Origin of the sequence: Mesorhizobium sp. C416B (genome assembly GCF_030323165.1) — a bacterium.
Classification (GTDB): Bacteria; Pseudomonadota; Alphaproteobacteria; order Rhizobiales; family Rhizobiaceae; genus Mesorhizobium.
The window spans coordinates 3,816,804-3,837,927 of record NZ_CP100471.1 but is presented as its reverse complement, the minus strand read 5'-3'; the positions used below and the strand labels follow the sequence as shown (position 1 = coordinate 3,837,927).

21 protein-coding genes are annotated in these 21,124 nt (G+C 63.0%); 8 read left to right on the top strand and 13 right to left on the bottom strand.

The window, feature by feature from the left end:
* Window position 1: 1 nt before the first annotated feature.
* Window positions 2–1,015, bottom strand: coding sequence for an alpha-ketoacid dehydrogenase subunit beta (locus NLY43_RS18725; RefSeq protein WP_023745906.1), 1,014 nt, complete (start codon window positions 1,013–1,015; stop codon window positions 2–4).
* Window positions 1,016–1,017: 2 nt separating this feature from the next.
* Window positions 1,018–2,250, bottom strand: coding sequence for a 3-methyl-2-oxobutanoate dehydrogenase (2-methylpropanoyl-transferring) subunit alpha (locus NLY43_RS18720; protein WP_023710316.1), 1,233 nt, complete (start codon window positions 2,248–2,250; stop codon window positions 1,018–1,020).
* A gap of 508 nt (window positions 2,251–2,758) precedes the next feature.
* Here NLY43_RS18720 and holA point away from each other — a divergent pair.
* Window positions 2,759–3,802 carry a DNA polymerase III subunit delta gene (gene holA, locus NLY43_RS18715; protein WP_023710317.1) on the top strand — a complete coding sequence of 348 codons (1,044 nt, stop codon included), beginning with the start codon at window positions 2,759–2,761 and terminating at the stop codon, window positions 3,800–3,802.
* 272 nt (window positions 3,803–4,074) lie between these two features.
* Here the strand turns inward: holA and NLY43_RS18710 are convergent, their stop codons facing one another.
* The 5 genes from NLY43_RS18710 to mnmE all read right to left on the bottom strand — a co-directional run bounded on the left by NLY43_RS18710 (window position 4,075) and on the right by mnmE (window position 10,049).
* The gene (locus NLY43_RS18710) at window positions 4,075–4,965 is read right to left on the bottom strand and encodes a ParB/RepB/Spo0J family partition protein (protein ID WP_023710318.1); all 891 of its coding nucleotides are present in this window, start codon (window positions 4,963–4,965) and stop codon (window positions 4,075–4,077) included.
* Between the two features lie 62 nt (window positions 4,966–5,027).
* Window positions 5,028–5,825 carry a ParA family protein gene (locus tag NLY43_RS18705; RefSeq protein WP_023672118.1) on the bottom strand — a complete coding sequence of 266 codons (798 nt, stop codon included), beginning with the start codon at window positions 5,823–5,825 and terminating at the stop codon, window positions 5,028–5,030.
* A 65-nt stretch (window positions 5,826–5,890) separates the two neighbouring features.
* Complete coding sequence (gene rsmG, locus NLY43_RS18700; protein WP_023710319.1) at window positions 5,891–6,523, bottom strand: 16S rRNA (guanine(527)-N(7))-methyltransferase RsmG; 633 nt, start codon at window positions 6,521–6,523, stop codon at window positions 5,891–5,893.
* Window positions 6,520–8,394 (bottom strand): tRNA uridine-5-carboxymethylaminomethyl(34) synthesis enzyme MnmG, encoded by a 1,875-nt coding sequence (mnmG, locus tag NLY43_RS18695; RefSeq protein ID WP_023710320.1) that lies wholly within the window; start codon window positions 8,392–8,394, stop codon window positions 6,520–6,522. Before mnmG ends, rsmG begins: the two co-directional genes overlap by 4 nt.
* Before the next feature lie 332 nt (window positions 8,395–8,726).
* The gene (gene mnmE, locus NLY43_RS18690) at window positions 8,727–10,049 is read right to left on the bottom strand and encodes a tRNA uridine-5-carboxymethylaminomethyl(34) synthesis GTPase MnmE (protein WP_023710321.1); all 1,323 of its coding nucleotides are present in this window, start codon (window positions 10,047–10,049) and stop codon (window positions 8,727–8,729) included.
* Between the two features lie 60 nt (window positions 10,050–10,109).
* On the opposite strand from mnmE, the gene NLY43_RS32600 reads away from it, so the two are divergent.
* A complete protein-coding gene (locus NLY43_RS32600; protein WP_084026271.1) occupies window positions 10,110–10,178 on the top strand; it encodes a DUF255 domain-containing protein in 69 nt (22 codons plus the stop codon).
* 346 nt (window positions 10,179–10,524) lie between these two features.
* Here the strand turns inward: NLY43_RS32600 and yddG are convergent, their stop codons facing one another.
* From yddG to hemE, 4 genes are all read right to left on the bottom strand, one after another.
* A complete protein-coding gene (yddG, locus tag NLY43_RS18685) occupies window positions 10,525–11,451 on the bottom strand; it encodes an aromatic amino acid exporter YddG (protein ID WP_023687596.1) in 927 nt (308 codons plus the stop codon).
* A gap of 170 nt (window positions 11,452–11,621) precedes the next feature.
* Complete coding sequence (gene rho, locus NLY43_RS18680; protein WP_023672113.1) at window positions 11,622–12,887, bottom strand: transcription termination factor Rho; 1,266 nt, start codon at window positions 12,885–12,887, stop codon at window positions 11,622–11,624.
* A 162-nt stretch (window positions 12,888–13,049) separates the two neighbouring features.
* On the bottom strand, window positions 13,050–13,592 hold the full coding sequence (gene hemJ / locus NLY43_RS18675) for a protoporphyrinogen oxidase HemJ (protein ID WP_023706937.1): 543 nt from the start codon (window positions 13,590–13,592) through the stop codon (window positions 13,050–13,052).
* Window positions 13,592–14,623 carry a uroporphyrinogen decarboxylase gene (gene hemE / locus NLY43_RS18670; protein WP_023706938.1) on the bottom strand — a complete coding sequence of 344 codons (1,032 nt, stop codon included), beginning with the start codon at window positions 14,621–14,623 and terminating at the stop codon, window positions 13,592–13,594. The genes hemJ and hemE overlap by 1 nt, the downstream gene beginning before the upstream one ends.
* A 283-nt stretch (window positions 14,624–14,906) precedes the next feature.
* Here hemE and NLY43_RS18665 point away from each other — a divergent pair, with 283 nt between their 5' ends.
* From NLY43_RS18665 to dnaQ, 5 genes are all read left to right on the top strand, one after another.
* Window positions 14,907–15,845 carry a pyruvate, water dikinase regulatory protein gene (locus NLY43_RS18665; RefSeq protein ID WP_460222828.1) on the top strand — a complete coding sequence of 313 codons (939 nt, stop codon included), beginning with the start codon at window positions 14,907–14,909 and terminating at the stop codon, window positions 15,843–15,845.
* Window positions 15,846–15,903: 58 nt separating this feature from the next.
* Window positions 15,904–16,503 carry a Maf-like protein gene (locus tag NLY43_RS18660; RefSeq protein WP_023706939.1) on the top strand — a complete coding sequence of 200 codons (600 nt, stop codon included), beginning with the start codon at window positions 15,904–15,906 and terminating at the stop codon, window positions 16,501–16,503.
* Window positions 16,496–17,323, top strand: coding sequence for a shikimate dehydrogenase (locus NLY43_RS18655; RefSeq protein WP_023710322.1), 828 nt, complete (start codon window positions 16,496–16,498; stop codon window positions 17,321–17,323). Before NLY43_RS18660 ends, NLY43_RS18655 begins: the two co-directional genes overlap by 8 nt.
* Before the next feature lie 27 nt (window positions 17,324–17,350).
* Window positions 17,351–17,935: a dephospho-CoA kinase gene (gene coaE, locus NLY43_RS18650; RefSeq protein WP_031196671.1), complete on the top strand. Its 585-nt coding sequence runs from the start codon at window positions 17,351–17,353 to the stop codon at window positions 17,933–17,935.
* A gap of 125 nt (window positions 17,936–18,060) precedes the next feature.
* On the top strand, window positions 18,061–18,765 hold the full coding sequence (gene dnaQ / locus NLY43_RS18645) for a DNA polymerase III subunit epsilon (RefSeq protein WP_023672106.1): 705 nt from the start codon (window positions 18,061–18,063) through the stop codon (window positions 18,763–18,765).
* A gap of 263 nt (window positions 18,766–19,028) precedes the next feature.
* On the opposite strand, the gene secB is transcribed toward dnaQ, so the two are convergent.
* Together secB and NLY43_RS18635 are read right to left on the bottom strand one after the other, a co-directional pair.
* Window positions 19,029–19,529: a protein-export chaperone SecB gene (gene secB / locus NLY43_RS18640; RefSeq protein ID WP_023672105.1), complete on the bottom strand. Its 501-nt coding sequence runs from the start codon at window positions 19,527–19,529 to the stop codon at window positions 19,029–19,031.
* A gap of 139 nt (window positions 19,530–19,668) precedes the next feature.
* Window positions 19,669–20,169 (bottom strand): FxsA family protein, encoded by a 501-nt coding sequence (locus NLY43_RS18635; protein ID WP_023706941.1) that lies wholly within the window; start codon window positions 20,167–20,169, stop codon window positions 19,669–19,671.
* 197 nt (window positions 20,170–20,366) lie between these two features.
* On the opposite strand from NLY43_RS18635, the gene NLY43_RS18630 reads away from it, so the two are divergent.
* Complete coding sequence (locus NLY43_RS18630) at window positions 20,367–21,071, top strand: Tim44/TimA family putative adaptor protein (RefSeq protein ID WP_023672103.1); 705 nt, start codon at window positions 20,367–20,369, stop codon at window positions 21,069–21,071.
* Window positions 21,072–21,124: the final 53 nt, after the last annotated feature.

The window sequence follows — 21,124 nt, the reverse complement described above, 5'->3', positions numbered from 1 at the left end:
CCTAGGCTCCCATGGTTTCGAGAAGCGCGCGGCCGACACGGGCCGGCCCCGGGAAATAGTCCCATTCCTGCGCATGCGGGTAGGGCGTGTCCCAACCGGTGACGCGCGCCACCGGCGCTTCCAGATGGTAGAAACAATTTTCCTGCACCAGCGCCGACAGCTCGGCGCCGAAGCCGGAGGTCAGTGTCGCCTCGTGCACGACGACGCAGCGTCCGGTCTTCTTCACCGAAGCGACTATCGCGTCGAGATCGAGCGGCAGCAGGGTCCGCAAATCGATGATCTCGGCATCGATGCCGGTTTCTTCCACAGCCGCCTGCGCGACATAGACCATGGTGCCGTAGGCGAGCACGGTGACGGCCGAGCCCGCCCGGCGGATCGCCGCCGTGCCGAGCGGCACCGTGTAATGGCCGTCGGCGACCTCGCCCAGTTCATGCTTCGACCATGGCGTCACCGGTCGGTCGTGATGGCCATCGAACGGTCCGTTATAGAGCCGCTTCGGCTCCAGAAAAATCACCGGATCGGGATCCTCGATCGCCGCGATCAGCAGTCCCTTGGCGTCGTGCGGATTGGACGGCACCACCGTCTTCAGCCCCGACACATGGGTGAACAGCGCTTCCGGGCTCTGGCTGTGCGTCTGGCCGCCAAAGATGCCGCCGCCGGTCGGCATGCGGACAACGATCGGGCAGGTGAAATCGCCGTTCGAGCGGTAGCGCAGGCGTGCTGCTTCCTGCGTCAGCTGGTCGTACGCCGGGTACATGTAGTCGGCAAACTGAATTTCCACGCATGGCTTCAGCCCGTAGGCGGCCATGCCGATGGCCGAGCCGACAATACCGGATTCGTTGATCGGCGCATCGAAGCAGCGGCTCTTGCCGTACTTCGCTTGCAGGCCTGCCGTGCAGCGGAAGACACCCCCGAAGAAGCCGACATCCTCGCCATAGACGATGACGCGTTCGTCGCGCGCCATCGACACGTCCATGGCGTCGCGGATCGCCTCGATCATGGTCCGTCTCGGCATGGTCAGACTCCCGCCTGCTGGCGCTGGCGCCTGAGATGCGGCGGCATCTCGGCAAACACGCCCTCGAACATCTCGCGCGTCGACGGCTTGCCGCCGGCATGCAGCGTGCCGTGGCCTTCAGCTTCCTTCTGCGCCGCGATCACCGTCTCGAGGATTTCCGCTTCGGCCTGGGCGTGACGCTCGTCCGACCAGACGCCGCGTTGGATCAGATGGTTCTTCAGCCGCATCACCGGATCGCCGAGCGGCCAGGCGTCGGATTCCGTCTTCGGCCGATAGGCCGACGGATCGTCCGAGCTCGAATGCGCGCCGGCACGGTAGGTGACATGTTCGATCAGCGTCGGCCCGAGATTCTGCCGCGCCCGCTCCGCCGCCCATTTGGCCACGGCATGCACGGCGAGATAATCATTGCCGTCGACGCGCAGCGCCGGAATGCCGAAGCCGAGGCCGCGCGCGGCAAAGGTGCCGGAGCCGCCACGCGCAATGCCTTGAAACGTCGAGATCGCCCACTGGTTGTTGACGACGTTGAGGATGACCGGCGCCTTGTACGTCGAGGCGAACACCAGTGCGGAATGGAAATCGGATTCGGCCGTCGAGCCGTCGCCGATCCACGCCGCCGCGATTTTCGAATCGTTGCTGATAGCGGAAGCCATCGCCCAGCCGACCGCCTGGATGTATTGCGTCGCCAGATTGCCGGAGATCGAGAAGAAGCCATGCTCCTTCGACGAATACATGATCGGCAATTGCCGCCCTTTGAGCGGATCGGCCTCGTTGGAATAAATCTGGTTCATCATCGTGACCATCGGATAGCCGTCGGCGATGAGCAGGCCGGCTTGCCGATAGGTCGGGAAATTCATGTCGCCTGGCGCCAGCGCCTTGCGGAAAGCGCAGCTCACCGCCTCTTCGCCCAGATGCTGCATGTAGAACGAGGTCTTGCCCTGGCGCTGCGCCATCTGCATGCGCGCATCGAAGCTGCGCAGCGTCATCATGTGGCGCAACCCCTCGAGCAGCTCCTCGTCGGTGAGCAGCCCGGCCCACGGCCCGACCGCCTCACCGGTGCGGTTGAGCACGCGGATGATCGAAAACGCCATGTCGCGGATGGTGCGCGGATCGACATCGATGTCCGGTCGCGGCACCGAGCCGGCCTTGGGGATCGGCACGTTGGAGAAGTCGGGCGTTCCGCCCGGCCGCACTTCCGGCTCCGGCACATGAAACCGCAACATCCCAGCATCGGTCATGACCATGGTCCTCCCATTTGCTGCGTCGATATTTGCACATCCGCGCGCCCGGCACAGCGCCAATTCATGGGGCGCCGCAACCCATCCGGCGTCACGGCCGGCAGGCGACCCCAAGATGCAGATATGTCTGCGAAATTTCTTGTCGATGTTGGGGAGCAGCGCGCAATTAGGCGCAAAGTTTTGCAGGATTTCCGGTAGATAGTCACTTCACGGCATCCGGGAGAGATAAAGCACCAAGGTCGGCGAACTCGCGCTTTCCTCTCCCCGTGATCGGGGGAGAGGTGTCGAGCGAAGCTCGACGGAGTGGGGGTCGACCCTTGGGCGCTAGGCAATGCTTGAAATAGTGCCCTTCCTTTGTCCGTTCGCGGCGATTGCCACGTGGCTCCCCCACTCCGTCTCGGCTTCGCCGAGCCACCTCTCCCCCCTCCGGAGGGAGAGGAAGGGCGCCAAGGTCTCGAACGCTTTGGAGAACGTTCACTCAGCGACCGCATCATGCTAACCACCCTCCATGGCGCAGAAAAAAGGATACGAGGTCGATTCGTGGCTGGCGAAGCCTGACGCGCGCATATCGATCGTCCTGCTTTACGGTCCCGACCGCGGCTTGGTCGCCGAGCGGGCCAAAGCCTTTGCCGCGAAAACCGGCCTGTCGCTCGACGATCCGTTCTCAGTCGTCCGGCTCGATGGCGCGGAGGTCGATCGCGACCACGGCCGGCTGCTCGACGAAGCCCGCACCGTGCCGATGTTCTCCGACCGGCGGCTTCTGTGGGTGCGAAATGCCAGCGGCCAGAAGGCCCTGGCCGACGACGTCAAGGCGCTGACCGCGGAGCCCGCGCGCGACGCCATCATTCTCATCGAGGCCGGCGACCTGAAAAAGGGCGTCGGACTGCGCGCGATCGTCGAGGCCGCCGACACCGCCATGGCGCTGCCTTGCTACGCCGATGAAGCCCGCGACATCGACAGCGTCATCGACGACGAGTTGCGCAAGGCCGGCATGTCGATGGCGCTCGACGCACGCCAGGCGCTGCGCCGCAATCTCGGCGGCGACCGGTTGGCCTCACGCGGTGAGATCGAAAAACTGGTGCTTTATGCCCACGGCCAGAAGGACATCAGCCTCGACGACGTAAGGGCGATGTCCGGCGACGTCTCCGGCGCCTCCTTCGACGACGCGGTCGATGCTGTGCTGGAGGGCAGGATCGGTGACTTCGACACCGCCTTCACCCGCCACTGCCTGTCCGGCGGCCATCCTTTCCTGGTGCTGTCCTCGGCGATGCGGCAGCTGCAGCAGCTTCAGGTCATGCGCGGCCAGATGGACACCGCCGGCCGCAACGCCGCCTCGGCCATGGCCGGCGCCCGTCCGCCGGTGTTTTTCTCGCGGCGCAAGCTGGTGGAGAAGGCGCTGGAGCGCTGGAACGTCGAGGCGCTCAGCCGCGCGCTGAACCGGCTGCAATCGGCCGTGCTGCAGACCAGGCGCAGGCCGGATTTGTCGGAAGCGCTGGCACGGCAGGCGCTGCTCAGCATTGCGGTGGAGAGCGCGAGGCTGGCGCAGCGGTGATCTCCCCCCTTGAGGGGGAGATGTCGCCAAAGGCGACAGAGGGGGTCGCCGCGCGTGGAGCGCTGGCGCCTTTCGCAACGACAAACGAGGTCGGCGCTTGATGCGAGACGACCCCTTCTGGCCTGCCGGCCATCTCCCCCTCAAGGGGGAGATCAGCAGTTCGATCCCTTCGGCAATCGCCAATAAAAAGAAGGGCCGGCAACCGCCAAGCCCTTTCTTCATCCTAAGCCAGAACTTCATTCGCCGGCTAAATATGGCGCAACCTCAACCTTCTACCGCTCGTCCTTCAACCGCCGGCATAGCTCGTCGAGCTGCTCCAGGCTGCGGTAGTCCACGCGGATCGCGCCGCCTTTGCCCTTGTGCTCGATGGTCACGATCATGCCGATCGTGTTGGTCATCAGCCTTTCTAGCGCCAGCGTGTCGGCATCCTTGCCCGATGCGCCGTGTGCTGGTTTTGCCTTGGGCGGCGTGCCGCCCGCCGGCATCTGCGCCAGCGCCTCGGCCTGGCGCACCGAAAGCCCTTCTTCGACGATCTGCTTGGCTAGCCCGGCGGGATCCTGCGCCGTCACCAGCGTCCGGGCATGGCCGGCCGACAGCGCGCCGTCGACCAGCATGTCGCGGATCACGTCGGGCAGCTTCAGCAGCCGCAGCGTGTTGGCCACGTGGCTGCGGCTCTTGCCGATGACATTGCCGAGGTCGGCCTGTGTGTAGCCGTGGTCGTCGATCAACTGCTGGTAGCCGAGCGCCTCCTCGACCGGGTTGAGATCGGTGCGCTGAACGTTTTCTATGATCGCCAGTTCCAGCGCTGTGCGGTCGTTGACGTCGCGCACGATGATCGGGATCTCGGTCAGCCCGGCTCGCTGGGCCGCGCGCCAGCGCCGCTCGCCGGCGATGATTTCGTAGCGCCCGGCCTGCGTCGGCGAAGGCCGCGCCACCACCGGCTGCACCACGCCATGTTCGCGGATCGACTGGGCGAGATCGGTCAGGTCGGCGTCGCCAAAGTGCCGGCGCGGGTTTTTCGGGTTCGGGCTCAGGAATTCGATCGGCACCTTGCCGTCCGCATTCAAGCCCGGCTTTTCGGCCGCTGCCACCGGGCGGTCGATCTCCCCGATCAGCGCCGCCAGTCCACGCCCCAGTCTCTTTCTCGAAAGGTCTTCGCTCATCTCAATTCCAGATTCATGATCGTTTCGGTGCCGGATCGGCTTTGTTTATCGACCCTGCCTAATCATGCGGCGCGCAATTTTCGCTCGCGGCGGATCACTTCGGATGCCAATTGCAGATAGGCTTGGCTGCCGGAGCATTTCAGGTCGTAGAGGATTGCCGGCTTGCCATAGGACGGCGCCTCGGACACCCGCACATTCCTAGGAATGATCGTCTCGTAGACCTTGTCGCCCATGTGTGCCCGCACGTCCTGCACCACCTGGTTGGCGAGGTTGTTGCGGCCGTCATACATGGTCAGCACGATGCCCTGGATTATCAGGTCCGGATTGATCGAACGGCGCACCTGCTCCACCGTTTCCAGGAGTTGGCTGAGCCCTTCCAGCGCGAAGAACTCGCACTGCAGCGGCACAAGAACAGAATCGGCTGCCGCCATTGAATTCAAAGTCAAAAGGTTGAGCGAGGGCGGGCAGTCGATCAGCACATAGCCGAACGGCGCACCACGCTCGGTGGCGGCGCGCAGCGCGTTGCGCAGCTTAAGCACCCGATCCGGCGCCGAGGCGATTTCCATCTCGATGCCGAGCAGATCGAGCGTCGACGGCACGATCGACAGGCCGGGCACCGCCGTTGGAATGGCGGCCTCTTCCAGGCCCAGTTCGCCGGTCAGCACATCGTAGGAGGAGACGGTGCGGTCCTTGCGGTCGATACCGAGACCCGTCGAGGCATTGCCTTGCGGGTCGAGATCGACGATCAGCACCTTTTCGCCGATCGCGGCCAGCGCCGTGGCCAGATTGATGGCGGTGGTTGTCTTGCCGACGCCGCCCTTCTGGTTGGCGACGGTGATGATGCGAGGTCCGGTTTTCATGGGTCTGTGCCAGGTATTCATGTGGGCCAGGTATTCATTGCGTCGCCAAGGTTGCGAAGGAGAGCTTACGCAGTCTGCAGATCGGTCACTTCGAGGATGACGCCATGGGCGTCGGTCATGCTCGGATGTTCTACCAGATCGAAAGCCCAGCGGTGAGTGCTTTCTTCCACCTCGGAGCGGTAATCCCGGCCTTTGTGGAACAGCGCCCGCGATCCCTTGGTCAGCCACGGCGCCGACAGATCGAGCAGCGCCGGCAGCGCGGCCAGCGCCCGCGCCGTGATGATTTCCGGTTCGGAAACAAGCGCATAGCTGTCGTCGATGCGCCGGGCGACGACCCGTGCCGGCAAACCGAACTGGCCAATGACCGCCTGTAAAAACGACGCTTTCTTGCGGTTGCTCTCGACCAGATCGATCGACGCGCCATCGCGCTCGACCAGCAGGAAAGCCAGCACTAGGCCCGGAAAACCGCCGCCCGAACCGAGATCGGCCCAGCGTTTGGCCTGCGGTGCGATTCGCGCCAATTGCGCGCTATCCAGAATGTGGCGGCCCCAGACGTCGTCCAGCGTCGACGGCGCGGCCAGATTGATGCTGCGGTTCCATTTCAGGAACAACTGTTCGAACTTCACCAACCGATCGAATGTTTCACGTGAAACCGGTCCCGCGGCCTCTTGCAGGCTCGCCCATGAGGCAGCGCTCACGCAACGGCCCTTTGCGCGGCCGATTCAGCGTTGCGGACGTGCGCGACGATGATTGCCAGCGCCGCCGGCGTCATGCCTTCCATACGCTGCGCGTCAGCGATCGAACGCGGCTGACGCGTTAGCATCTTCTGCTTCAGCTCATTGGACAGGCCGGGAACATCGGCGAAATCCACCGACGCCGGGATCAACCGGCTTTCCTCGCGGCGGATCTGTCCGACATCCGCCTGCTGGCGATCAAGGTAAACCGAATATTTCGCTTCCGTTTCGAGCCGCTCAGCGGTTTTGACGTCGATTGCGCTAAAGGCCGGCGCAACACGGGCCAGCCAGGCTATATCGACCCCGGGATGAGCGAGCAATTCATAAGCGGAGCGGCGCACGCCGTCCCTGTTGATCTCCAGCCCATGCCGCGCCGCTTCGTTGGGCGTCATCGTCGTCGCAACTGCGAGTTCGCGCGCCCTACCAAGATCCTGTGTGACTTGATTGAACCGCTGCGTCCGTTCCGGCGACACGATACCAAGCCGATTTGCCAGAGGCGTAAGCCTTTCATCGGCATTGTCGGCGCGCAGCGATAGGCGAAACTCCGCCCGCGAAGTGAACATGCGGTAGGGCTCGGCAATGCCGCGGCTGGTGAGGTCGTCGACCATCACTCCGATGTAGGCTTCGGTGCGGCTGAGCACGATTTGGTCGTCGGCCGCCGCCTTGCGCGCGGCGTTGAGCCCGGCGAGCAGGCCCTGCGCTCCGGCTTCTTCATAACCGGTGGTGCCGTTGATCTGACCGGCGAGGAAAAGCCCCGCAATCCGTTTGGTCTCAAGCGTCGGCTCCAACTCGCGCGGATCGACATGGTCGTATTCGATAGCGTAGCCGGGCTGCAGCATGGTCGCCCGCTCTAGCCCGGGTATAGTTTTGAGAATGTCGAGTTGCACATCCTCGGGCAGGGAGGTCGAAATGCCATTGGGGTAGACCGTGTCGTCGTCCAGCCCTTCCGGCTCGAGGAATATCTGATGACCTTCTCGATCGCCGAACTTGACGATCTTGTCTTCGATCGACGGGCAATAGCGTGGTCCGACCCCCTCTATTGAGCCGGAATACATGGCGGAGCGGCCGAGATTGGCGCGGATCAGCTCGTGCGTCGCCGGTGTCGTACGCGTGATGCCGCAATGGATTTGCGGATTCTTGATTGTGTCGGTGAGCAGCGAGAACGGCACTGGATGTTCGTCGGCCGCCTGGCTTTCCAGCGACGCCCAGTCGATGGTGCGGCCATCGAGCCGCGGCGGCGTGCCGGTCTTCAGCCGTCCAAGCGCGAAACCGGCGCGGCTCATCGTCGCCGACAGGCCAAGGCTCGCCTGCTCGTTCATCCGCCCGGCGACAATCTTCCTGTCGCCAATGTGAATAAGACCGCGGAGAAACGTGCCGGTGGTCAGCACCACCGCGCCGCACACCAACCGGCGCCCGTCGGCCAGGCGCACAGCGGCGACCCGTCCATCCACGATGTCGAAGTCCAGAACCTCGCCTTCGACGACGTCGAGACCGTTCTGCTGCCGAATCGCTTCCTGCATGGCCAGCCGATACAGCTTGCGGTCGGCCTGCGTGCGCGGCCCGCGCACGGCAGGGCCTTTGCGGCGATTGAGCAGGCGGAATTGGATGCCGGCAGCATCGGCGATGAGGCCCATCAGCCCGTCCATGGCGTCGATCTCACGCACCAGATGGCCCTTCCCGAGGCCGCCGATCGCCGGATTGCAGGACATGACACCGATCGTGTCGAAGCGCAGCGTGACCAGCGCGGTCCTGGCGCCGGCGCGCGCGGCAGCGGACGCAGCCTCGCACCCGGCATGGCCACCGCCCACCACAACCACATCATAGCGATCGATCATTGTCCCTTCCAGATTCAGAGATTTCCCGACACATGTCCCCACGAGAGGACGCTGTCAAGGATTGCAGGTTGATTCGTTCACGTGGACCGGAGTGCTGAAAGTCGCAGAGGTGTTTCACGTGAGTCATAGGAGCAGCGAAGCCTCGTTTGGCGCTGCCCCTTATCTACCTTCCGGCATCTTCTCCCCATGAACGGGGACAATGAGGGGCGGTGCAGGCTTTCGGCCACTTGCCCTTTTGCCAACCGTCTCATTTCACGTGAAACACGCACTTGGGCGGCCCCCTGTGTTTCACGTGAGTCACTCACACAGCGCGCCCCCCTGTTTCACGTGAGTCACTTCCCAATGCAAAACTGCGAAAAGATCACGTCCAGCAGGTCCTCGACATCCACCGCGCCGACAATCCGGCCAAGCCGGTCCGCCGCAAGACGCAGCTCCTCCGCCCGCAGCTCCTGGCCGCACTCTTGCCCCGACAAAGCCGAGATCAGAAAGCGCCTGGTCTCATTGAGCAGCTCCACATGCCGCAACCGAGACGGCAGGATGTCCCCGGCGTCGCCGATAGCAGCCGCGGCGCGCCTGCCGATCTCAGCCAGCAGTTCAGCCAAACCAGTGCCGTCCACCGTCGATATCAACGCATCATACGCCTCTGATCGCGGCGAACCTTTCAAGAGATCGACCTTGGTGCCGATTCTCAAAGCCGGGGCCTCGACAGGCATGTTGCCGATCGCAGTAGCGTCCGCCAGATCTTCCAGCAACAGCACCAGGTCAGCCGTGTGCGCCTTGGCCCGCGCCTTTTCGATGCCGATCGCTTCGATCTTGCCGGGCGACTCGCGCAGGCCCGCGGTGTCGGTTACCCTGACCCGCACTCCGTGGAGATCCAGCACCACTTCGAGCAAGTCCCGCGTCGTGCCGGGCTCGTCGGTAACAATCGCCGCCTCACGCCTGGCCAGCGCGTTGAACAGGCTGGATTTTCCGGCGTTCGGTGCACCGAGGATGACAACCTCAAACCCGTCACGGATGATCTCGGCGGCATGGAAGCCATCGACATGCCGGCCGATCTCGCCCACCATTGCGCGCACATCGGACCAGACCGTGTCCGAAACCGAACCGGGCACGTCGTCTTCGTCGGCGAAGTCGATTTCCGCCTCGATCATCGCCCGTGCATGGATCAGCCGACGGCGCCAGCCAAGATAGAGTTCGCTTTGCACTCCTTCGGCATTCTGCACGGCAAAGCGCCGCTGCGCTTCGGTTTCGGCATTGACCAGATCGGCCAACGCCTCCGTCTCAACCAGATCCAGCTTGCCGTTGAGAAGAGCCCGGCGCGTAAATTCACCAGGTTCCGCATGACGCACGCCGTCAAACCCGGCAATGATCTCCAGCATCTTGCCGGCCACGGCGCGGCCGCCATGGACGTGGAACTCGGCGACATCCTCGCCGGTAAAACTGTTCGGCCCAGGAAAAAACAGCACCAGGCCGTTGTCGATAAGCGAACCGTCCACCGTTCGGAGCTTGCGCAGGGTTGCAACCCGGTCCTTGACCTTACCACCGGCAACCGTTTCGACGACGAATCGAGTCTTCGGTCCGGAAATGCGGATGACAGCGATGCCGGCGGGCAGGCGCCCGCTGGAAAGCGCAACGATCGAATCGCCTGAAATCATTTGCCCTTCTCACCGGTCGCCTAGCTGTCCGGTCGACAATCCCACAGTGTCGCGGCCGTCATGAACCGGCTGTTCGTCAATATCAAGGTCGATCGCGAGGAGCGGCCGGACATTACCAAATCTGTATAGCCGCCTCGTCATCCATGTGCGAGCAGGCGGGTCCTAATCCCGACGCCAAGCAGTTCTGGGCGGGCCAGCAAGCCCTACGGCAGGCCGGCATCGTTAATGCCTGTTCCTGGCCCGGAACCGTGAAGCTGGAGCCCATCTCCCCATGAGGCAAGCCTCGTTCCGGTTGCGAATCGGAAATCCCGACCCGCGTCACGCCGATCGTCTCCGCGATCGGAACGGATGCGAATCGACTTAACATTGGCCAGTGGCATCCGGCCGCAGACCGGCAGACCGGAGCTATGTACCGGCTATCCTGCCCGTGGGGCCGGATCCGTAGGAACCGAGCCGCTGCTGCGACGCCGGTAGCTCAACCCGTGTTTCCGTCCAAGGCCGAAGGAAGCCGCGTCACATCAATGGATAGCGGCCGCGGCGCGAACAGCAAATCCTTGGCCGCGACCACCGCTCCGACCGTGATCAGGATGCAAGCAACAGCCACCGACCAGTGAAACACACCAAAGCCTGCCAGCAGAAGCACGATGACCGAGAAGAGGGGCGCCGCGTAGGAGAGGGCGCCGAGGATCATGATGTCGCCGTGCTTGCAGCCATAGTCCCAGGCGTAAAAGCCGGCGCCTAGCGGTATTACGCCCAAGATGACGATGGCGCTCCACTGCGTCGCCGTCTGTGGCCAGACGGTAGCCTCAAGCGTCAGGTGCAGCACCAAGGCGACCGCAGCCGTGATGAAGCAGTAACCGGCGACGACATCGGTCGGCACCTTGCCAAAGCGGCGCGATAAAACCGAATAGCCGGCCCAGATGAAAGCGCAGAACAGCGCGATGACATGCCCCTTCATCACACCATTGGCCAGTCCGATCGTGCCGCCCTTGGTGATCACCACAATGGCGCCGGCAAGGCCGAGCACGACGCCGGCGATGTGATGGGCCCTAAGCTTTTCTCCAGGCAGGAAGGCGGCAAAGACGACGATCAGCAACGGCCAGAGATAGGCGATCAGGCTGACCTCGACCGGCGGCGCCGACTGGATGGCGAAGAAATAGGCGCAGTGATAGATGCACAGCCCCGCTGTGCCGAGCGCCCAGACCTGCCACGGCTGGCGCAGCGACTTGGTCGCCGCCGGACGGACAAGCCAGCTCGACGCGCCGGCCAACCCGCCAAGCAGAAACGTCATCGCCGCCAGCTGAAAGGGCGGAATCGGTCCAGCCGCAGTCGAAAGCAGCGCCAGGAACGACCATGTCAGAATGGCCGAGAAGCCGATCAGGGTCGGGATTGTTTTCTTCATGCGGCCTCCGATCTTCGAGACGGGATTACTCGCATGACGACGGCGATGGAAATTGCCGCCCAAGGCCACGCCCTGTCGGAAATGCGACCTGTTTGCCCCCGCAATGAAAAACCCCGTCCCGGTTTCCCGGAACGGGGTTTCATGCATGACCGATGATCCGGTGAAACTGCTTACGTGTTCATCGAATCGAAGAAATCGGCGTTGGTCTTGGTCTGCTTCAGCTTGTCGATCAGGAACTCGATCGCATCCGTGGTTCCCATCGGCGCCAGGATGCGGCGCAGGACGAAGATCTTCTGCAGATCCTGCTTGGAGACCAGCAGGTCTTCCTTGCGGGTGCCGGACTTCAAGATGTCCATGGCCGGGTAGATGCGCTTGTCGGCGACCTTGCGGTCGAGCTGGATTTCGCAGTTGCCGGTGCCCTTGAACTCTTCGAAGATGACTTCGTCCATGCGGCTGCCGGTGTCGATCAGCGCGGTGGCGATGATGGTCAGCGAGCCGCCTTCCTCGATGTTGCGGGCCGCGCCGAAGAAGCGCTTCGGCCGCTGCAGCGCGTTGGCGTCGACACCGCCGGTCAGCACCTTGCCGGAGGACGGCACGACGGTGTTGTAGGCACGGCCGAGGCGGGTGATCGAATCGAGCAGAATAACGACGTCGCGGCCATGCTCGACCAGGCGCTTGGCCTTTTCGATGACCATTTCGGCGACCTGGACGTGGCGCACCGCCGGTTCGTCAAAGGTCGAGGACACGACCTCGCCCTTCACCGAACGCTGCATGTCGGTCACTTCTTCTGGCCGTTCGTCGATCAGAAGTACGATCAGATAGCATTCCGGATGATTGGCCGTGATCGAGTGGGCGATATTCTGCATCAGCACCGTTTTACCGGTACGCGGCTGCGCGTTGATGAGCGCGCGCTGTCCCTTACCGATCGGCGCCACCAGGTCGATCACCCGCGACGAGATGTCCTTGCCGGTCGGATTGTCGATCTCCATCTTCAGCCGCTTGGTCGGATAGAGCGGCGTCAGATTGTCGAAATGGATTTTGTGACGGATCTTTTCGGGATCGTCGAAATTGATCGTGTTGACCTTGAGAAGGGCGAAATAGCGCTCGCCCTCTTTTGGGCTGCGGATCGGGCCTTCGACGGTATCGCCGGTCTTCAAGGAGAAGCGGCGGATCTGCGAGGGCGAGATGTAGATATCGTCGGGACCCGGCAGATAATTGGCGTTGGCTGAGCGCAGGAAGCCGAAACCGTCCTGCAGCAACTCGACCACACCATCGCCGATGATCTCGACGTCCTGGGCGGCCAGTTTCTTCAGGATGGCAAACATCAGTTCCTGCTTGCGCATGACGCTGGCGTTTTCCACTTCGAGCGATTCGGCATAGGCGATCAGCTCTGGCGGCTTCTTGTTCTTGAACTCTGCGAGTTTCATTTCTTGCATAGACGGACTCTGAATCTGCTTTGGGGAAATATATCGGCTGGATGCGATAAATGCCGGGCGCGGCCGAAAGCAATCAAGGGCGGCGCATGACGGGAAGGAAGACCCGTCTTTTATCGTCGGTCGGGGGAAAGAGCAAGCTGCGTTTTGTCGACCGAAATGGGCCTAGAACGGCTTGACGACAACCAGGATGACGATGGCGATCATCAGCAATGTGGGGATCTCGTTGACGATTCGCCAGTGCCGCGCCGGTTTTTCATTGCGGTCCTCGGCGAATTTCCTGACAGCACCGGCCAGATAGCCATGCACGCCCGACAGCAACAGCACCAAGCCTATCTTGGCGTGCAGCCAGCCGCCGTGAAAGCCAAACACTTTCCAGGCGAGCCAAAGCCCGAACACCCAGGTGACGATCATCGCCGGATTGATGATGCCGCGCAGCAGACGCCGCTCCATCACCTTGAAGGTCTCCGATTGGACGGACCCCTTCTCTGCGTCGGCGTGGTAGACCAGCAATCGCGGCAGATAGAGCATGCCGGCCATCCAGGAGATGACGGCCAGGAGATGGATTGCCTTCGCCCAGGGATAGAAACCCTCAGGCGCAAAGAAAAACAAAAGTGCGGTGAGAACAACCAGCACTCCGATGCCGATGGTCATGCGCATCATCGCCCCACGAGTGCTGTTGCCGCCCGTATTATCCGATTGAGCCATCAGCGTGTCGCGCTCCGCACCTGCTTCACCATCGCCTCGACATGTGCCACCGGCGTCTCCGGCGTGATGCCATGGCCGAGATTGAAGATCAGCGGTCCGTCTCCCAGCGCCTTGAGGATCGCATCGACGCCGTCCGACAGGGCTTTGCCGCCGGCCACCAGGCGCAAGGGATCGAGATTGCCCTGGACCGCCCCTGAATGCTGCAGTTCGTTCGCAGCCGCCAGGGGCACGGTCCAGTCGATCCCCAGCCCCGTCACACCGGTCTTCTCACGATAGGTCTCGTAGCGGGCGCCGGCGCCCTTGGGAAAGCCGATGATCGGTACATCGGGATGAACCGCACGAACCTGGCCGACAATCTCCGCCACCGGCTCCACGCAGAACTGCTCGAAAGACGCATCATCAAGCACGCCGGACCAGGAATCGAAAATCTGCACCACGTCGGCACCGGCTTCGATCTGGCGGATCAAATAGGCCGCGGAGTGATCGGCGAGCACTTTCAGGAGATGCTTGAAGGCCGTCGGTTCGCGATAGGCAAACAGCCGCGCCGGCGCTTGGTCGGGTGTGCCGTGGCCAGCTATCATGTAGGTCGCCACCGTCCACGGCGCGCCGCAGAAGCCGATCAGCGTGGTCTCGTCAGGCAATCTTGCCCGCAGCCGGCGAACCGTCTCGTAGACCGGTTCGAGATTCACGTGAAACGTTTCACTGTTGAGAGCCGAAATCTCAGCTGCAGTGATTGGCGTCAGCAGCGGCCCGCGGCCCTCCTCGAAGCGGACATCGCGTCCCAGCGCATGCGGCACGACCAGAATGTCCGAGAACAGGATCGAGGCATCGAAGCCGAAGCGCTCGATCGGCTGCAGCGTCACTTCGACGGCCAGATCAGGATTGTAGCAAAGGTCGAGAAAGGACCCGGCGCGCTTTCTGGTCTCGCGGTACTCCGGCAAATAGCGCCCGGCCTGGCGCATCATCCAGAGCGGCGGCGGAAACACTGCCTCGCCTCTCAGCACGTCCAGCACGATGCGGTTCTCGGGCATTGAGCGCTCTCTTCCCTGCCTTCTCTATAATTAAATAGTCTATTTCTAGAATCTTCTGATTCTAAGAGTCTGTTGGTATCGGTGGTTGTCACCTGTCCCGCTTTGCCCTGGAAAAGGCCAGCCAGCATTTTGTCGCGTGTTTCTTCCGCGGGATTGGCAAAGAGTGTGGATGACCAGGATTCCATCACTGGAGTCAATGGTTTGACGTAGCCGCTGAAAAACCGCCTCTGTGGATGAAGCGCTGGCAAAAACGCCCGTCCCCAGATTTGTCCCCAACCGCACAGTGAAGCTGACAGCGCATCGAATTGTGGACAACTGGCCTTCTGATACAGTCGCCTCCAGCCGGTCGCCTTTGCGGCCCCGGTTTATCCACACAAGCCCACAGCCTGAGGCGCCCCCTGTGAACAAACCCCAGAGCTTCTTTCACCTGCACCTGATTTCCGACGCCACCGGCGAGACGCTGCTGGCGGCCGGCCGAGCCGCCTCGGCGCAATACAAGGATGCGCGCGCCATCGAGCATATCTATCCGCTCATCCGCACCGAAAAGCAGGTGGCGAAAGTCTTCGAGGACATAGAGGAGGAACCGGGCATCATCCTCTACACCGTCGTCGACCAGAAGCTGGCGCGCGGCATTGACGAGCGCTGCGCCACCATGGGGCTACCCTGTGTTTCGGTGCTGGAGCCGGTCCTCACCGTCTTCCAGTCCTATCTCGGCACGCCGGCCGGCCGCCGCGTCGGCGCCCAGCATGTGCTCGACGCCGATTATTTCCACCGTATCGACGCACTCAATTTCACCATGGAGCATGATGACGGCCAGCTGCCGCTCAATATGGACGACGCGGATGTGGTGCTGATCGGCATTTCCAGGACATCGAAGACGCCGACCAGCATCTATCTCGCCAACCGCGGCATCAAGACCGCCAACATCCCGATCGTGCTCGGCGTGCCGGTGCCCGAAAGCCTGGTCGCTGCCACCAAGCCGCTGATCGTCGGGCTGATCGCCACCGCCGAACGCATCTCGCATGTCCGGCAGAACCGCGTGCTCGGCAACAGCAGCACCTACGAAGCGACCGATTATGTCGACCGTGCCTCGATCGCCGAAGAGCTCGCCTATGCCCGCCAGATCTGCACCCGCCACAATTGGCCGATGATAGACGTCAGCCGCCGTTCGATCGAAGAGACCGCGGCAGCCATTGTTGCCCTGCGGGGGAAGAATAGATGATGGGATGGCAACGCGACCTCCTGCCCCAATCGACCACTATCGACCAGGCCCAGAACCCATGACCGAAAAAATCATCCTTGCCTCCGGCAGCCCGTTCCGCAAAGCAATGCTCATCAATGCCGGGCTCGGCATCGAAGCGGTGCCTGCCGATGTCGACGAGCGTGCGCTCGAGGCGCCGTTGCAGGACAGCGGTGTGTCGCCGGAAGATGTCGCCCTGATACTCGCCGAAGCCAAGGCGACCGAGGTCAGCGAACGCAGACCGGGCGCCCTGGTGCTCGGCTGCGACCAGACTTTGTCACTGGAAGATGAAGTGTTCCACAAGCCGGCCGACATGGAAGGCGCCCGCCGCCATCTGTTGGCGCTGTCGGGCAAGACGCATCAGCTGAACAGCGCCGCCGTGCTCTGCCGCAACGGCAAGGTGCTGTGGCGTCACGTCGGCATCGCCAGCCTTACCATGCGCAAGCTCGATCCGGCCTTCATCGGCCGGCATCTGGCCCGCGTCGGCGCCAAGGCGTTGTCGAGCGTCGGCGCCTACCAGATCGAGGGCGAAGGCATCCAGCTGTTCGAAAAGATCGAAGGCGATTATTTCACCATTGTCGGCCTGCCGCTGTTACCGGTGCTGGCGGAATTGCGTGCGCTCGGAGCCATCGATGGTTGAGAAAAAAGCTTTCGTCACCGGCCATCCGATCGCGCATTCGCGCTCGCCGAAGATCCACGGCTATTGGCTGAACACATACGGCATCGACGGCAGCTATCATGCGATCGATGTCGCGCCGGCCGATTTTCCCGAGTTCCTCTCTTCCCTCCCGGCCAATGGCTATCAGGGCGGCAACGTCACCATTCCACACAAGGAAGTCGCCTTTGCCCGGGTCGAGCGCCGCGACGAGGCGGCGGAGATGATCGGCGCGGTCAACATGCTGTGGCTGGACGACGGCGTGCTGTGGGGCGGCAATTCGGACTGGATCGGCTTTGCCGGCAATCTCGACGAGCATGCCCCGGGCTGGGAGAGAAACGCTCCGGCCGTGGTGCTCGGCGCCGGTGGCGCGTCGCGCGCGGTCATCCACGCGCTTAAAGTGCGCGGCATCAAAGATATCCGCATCGTCAACCGCACATTGGCGCGGGCGCAGGAACTCGCCAACCGCTTCGGGGCCGGCGTCTCGGCGCATGGCGCGGTCGGCGACTTGCTTGGCGATGCCGGCTTGCTTATCAACACGACGGCACTTGGCATGCATGGCGATGCGACGCTGGCCGCCGATCCGGCCGGCCTGCCAGCTCACGCCATTGTCGCAGACATCGTCTATGTGCCGCTGGAAACACCGCTGCTTGCCGCTGCCCGCGCGAGAAATTTGAAGACGGTCGACGGGCTCGGCATGCTGTTGCACCAGGCTGTGCCCGGTTTCGAACGCTGGTTCGGCAAGATGCCGCAGGTCACTGCCGAACTGCGGCAGATGATCGTCGCCGACATCCTCGCCAAATGATGGGTTGCAAATGATGGGCGCCAAATGATGATCGTGCTTGGCCTCACCGGATCGATCGGCATGGGCAAGTCGACCACGGCGAAGATGTTCGTCGACGCCGGCGTGCCGGTGCATGATTCCGACGAGACCGTGCATCGCCTCTATGCCGGCAAGGCAGCACCTCTCGTCGAGGCGGCCTTTCCCGGCACCGTGATTGCCGGTTCGGTCGACCGCACCGAGTTGGCGCGCCGCGTGATCGGCAACGCCGCCGCGCTGAAGACATTGGAGGCGATCGTTCATCCGCTGGTGCGGGCCGATGCCGACGCCTTTCTGGCAAGGCACCGCGCCGCCGCCGCGCCGCTCGTCGTGCTCGACATACCGCTGCTGTTCGAAACCGGCGGCCGCAACCGTGTCGACAAGGTCGTTGTCGTGACCGCGCCGGCCGATATCCAGCGCGCCCGCGTGCTGGCGCGTCCTGATATGAGCGAGGAAAAGCTGGCGGCCATCCTGGCCAAGCAGGTGCCCGATGCCGAAAAACGCCGGCAGGCCGATTTCGTCATCGACACCGGTGAAGGCATGGACGCCGCCCGCGCCGCGGTCGGCGCGATCATTGCCGAGCTCTCAGGACGCTGAGCTTGCCTGCTAACTCCTGGGGGATAAGTCGCGCCCATCAGGCTCCTGACGGCAGGCTGTCGGCATTGCCCATTGCCATTTTGTTCCGCTCCATGATTCTACTCCTCCAGGAGTGGGTTGATTCTATGCGTGAGATCATTTTCGATACCGAAACCACCGGACTCGACATGCGCGACGACCGCATCATCGAGCTTGGTGGCGTCGAGCTGGTCAACCGCTTCCCGACCGGCCGCACCTTCCACAAATTCATCAATCCGCAGGGGCGCGCCGTCCATGTCGAGGCGCAAGCCGTGCACGGCATCAGCGCCGCCGACCTCGTCGGCAAGCCGACCTTTGCCGAAATCGCCGAGGAATGGCTCGCCTTCACCGACGGCGCCAAGCTCGTCGCCCACAACGCCAATTTCGACATCGGCTTCCTCAACACGGAATTCGGGCGGCTCGGCCAGCCGGCCATAGACACCGGGCGCGTCGTCGACACGCTGGCGCTGGCGCGGCGCAAGCACCCTATGGGACCCAATTCGCTCGACGCGCTCTGCCGCCGCTACGGCATCGACAACGGCCACCGCACCAAGCACGGCGCGCTGCTCGATTCCGAGCTCCTGGCCGAAGTCTACATCGAACTCATCGGCGGCAAGCAGGCCGCACTTGTCCTCGACGCCGTCGTGGTGCAGCTCAACAGCAATGGCGACGTTGCCGATATCGACATCTCGATCGCCGCCAGGCCAATCGCCCTGCCGCCGCGCCTGACCGAGGGCGAGCGAGCGGCGCATGCGGGGCTGGTGGCGACGCTCGGTGAAAAGGCGCTGTGGCTGAAGGTGGCGGCGGGGTGAACGGATCGCGGAGGTAGCGTTCCGTCACACCCCTCTCTGGCCTGCCGGCCATCTCCCCCTCAAGGGGGGAGATCAGCAGCTTCGCCGCTCCAGCCCATTCCTGCAACGTCTAAAGTTGGCGAAGGTCGCGATGACGGCCAATCTCCCCCCTTGAGGGGGAGATGCCTGGCAAGGCAGAGGGGGGTGCTGTCCCGCCAGCATCTCAGTATACTAAAAGCCCGGCACGAAGCCGGGCTTTCAACTCATGCGCGTGACGCTTGCCTTCAGCTCACCTTGACCTTCGATGCCGCCTGGTCCTCGGCCAGCTTCTGCTGGAACATCTGTGCAAAATCGATCGGGTCGAGCATCAACGGCGGGAAGCCGCCATTGCGGGTGGCTTCGGCGATGATCTGGCGGGCGAACGGGAACAAAAGCCGCGGGCATTCGATGAACAGGATCGGCAGCATGTGCTCCTGCGGGAAGCCGGCGATGGCGAAGACGCCGCCATAGACCAGTTCGACATTGAACAGCACTTCCTGGTCGAAGGACGCCTTGGCGTTCAAGGTCAGATTGACGTCGAACTGCTTGTCGGAGAGCGGGTTGGCATTGACATTGACGTTGATCGCAATGCCTGGGGCCTTGTCGCGGCCGCGCAGCGAGTTCGGCGCGCCGGGGCTTTCGAAGGACAGGTCCTTCACATACTGGGCAAGCACGTTGAGCGACGGCTGCGCCGTTTCGCCGTTGCCGTTGGCGGCGCCGACCGGCGCGTCATCTTTGCTGGCCATGAGCCTTGTTCCTTTTGCCTGGACAGCAGCGCTGACCGAATTGAAATCGGGCGTTGGCTAGCATGGTCGGCAAGACAAGACAAGGTTTGCCGCCTTCAGGCCGAAAGGGGTCAATAGTCAGTCGTTGGCAAGGTGACGTTCAGTCGTCCTTCAGGCGGCGCCACGGCGAGTTATGGTCGGGACCGCGCTTGAAATCGTCCTCGCGCGAATAGTCGCGGTCGTCGAGGTCGATGACCTTGTCGCGCGACCTGCCGCGAAAACCGCCGGCGGTGAAATCGGTCGCGACGACGATGCGGCCCTTGAGCCTGCGCCAGGCAAGGTCGCGCACCGGCGGCAGGAACAGCAGCAGGCCGACAATATCGGTAATGAAGCCGGGGATGATCAACAGGATGGCGGCGACCACGATCATGGCGCCATGCGCGAGCTGGCGGCTGGGGTCGCCGCCGCCGGCCATCTCGGCGCGGACCCGCGCCATGACACCAAAACCCTGGTGCCGGAGCAGAAGCACGCCGGCAATGCTTGAAGCCAGCACCAGACCGACCGTCGCCAGCGCCCCGACCTCGCGGCCGACAATGACGAAACCGGCGATTTCCAGCAGCGGCAGCGCAAGCAGGAACAGAGGACGGAAGGAAATGCGCAAATCTTGACCGATCGTTTCCATGTTTGCCGGGCGGCGCATAATCGCCGCTGGCACTGAGGCCGTTAGATAGGTATGCCTGCCTTTGATTTGAATGATTGCGCCATGCGTTCTATATGCTTTGCATGTTTAACGCCATGCGACCGCCGCCCGGATTGGCTGGCGGTCCCGGCCAGGTCAGGGATTGATTGGCGAAAGATATGGGATTCTTCGACTTCGGCACCATTTTCTTTCTGATTGCGGCGGTGGTGATCTTTTTCCAGCTGCGCAACGTGCTTGGCCGCCGCACGGGCAGCGAGCGCCCGCCCTTCGATCCGTACACGGCCAGCCGCACCGAGAAGGACGCGACCCAGAAGCCCGAAAATGTGGTTTCGCTGCCACGCAAGCGCATGCCGGGCGAGACGGCTGCCGAGACCTACGCGGCCATCGATGCCTTCGCCAAGCCCGACACCGACCTCAACAAGGGCCTGCGCGCGATCAAGGACAATGATCCCTCCTTCGACCCCAAAGTCTTCGTCGACGGCGCCAAGATGGCCTACGAGATGATTGTCATGGCCTATGCCGATGGCGACCGAAAAACGCTGAAGAACCTGTTGTCGCGCGAGGTTTTTGACGGCTTCGTTGCCGCGATTGGCGACCGCGAGGCGAAAGCCGAAAAGATCCAGTCCTCCTTCGTCGGCATCGACAAGGCCGACATCGTCTCGGCCGAGATGAAGGGCGGCGAGGCCCACATCACGCTGCGTATCGTGAGCGAACTGATTTCGGCGACCCGCGACAAGGCGGGTGCGGTCATCGATGGCGATCCCGAGACGGTGGCCGAGGTCAAGGATGTCTGGACCTTCGCCCGCGACACACGCTCGCGAGATCCGAACTGGAAGCTGGTCGCCACCGAGGAAGAAGACTGAGCCTATGCATGTCGCCCGGTGCGGGCAGCTTTTTTGGGATAGCGACATGCAGG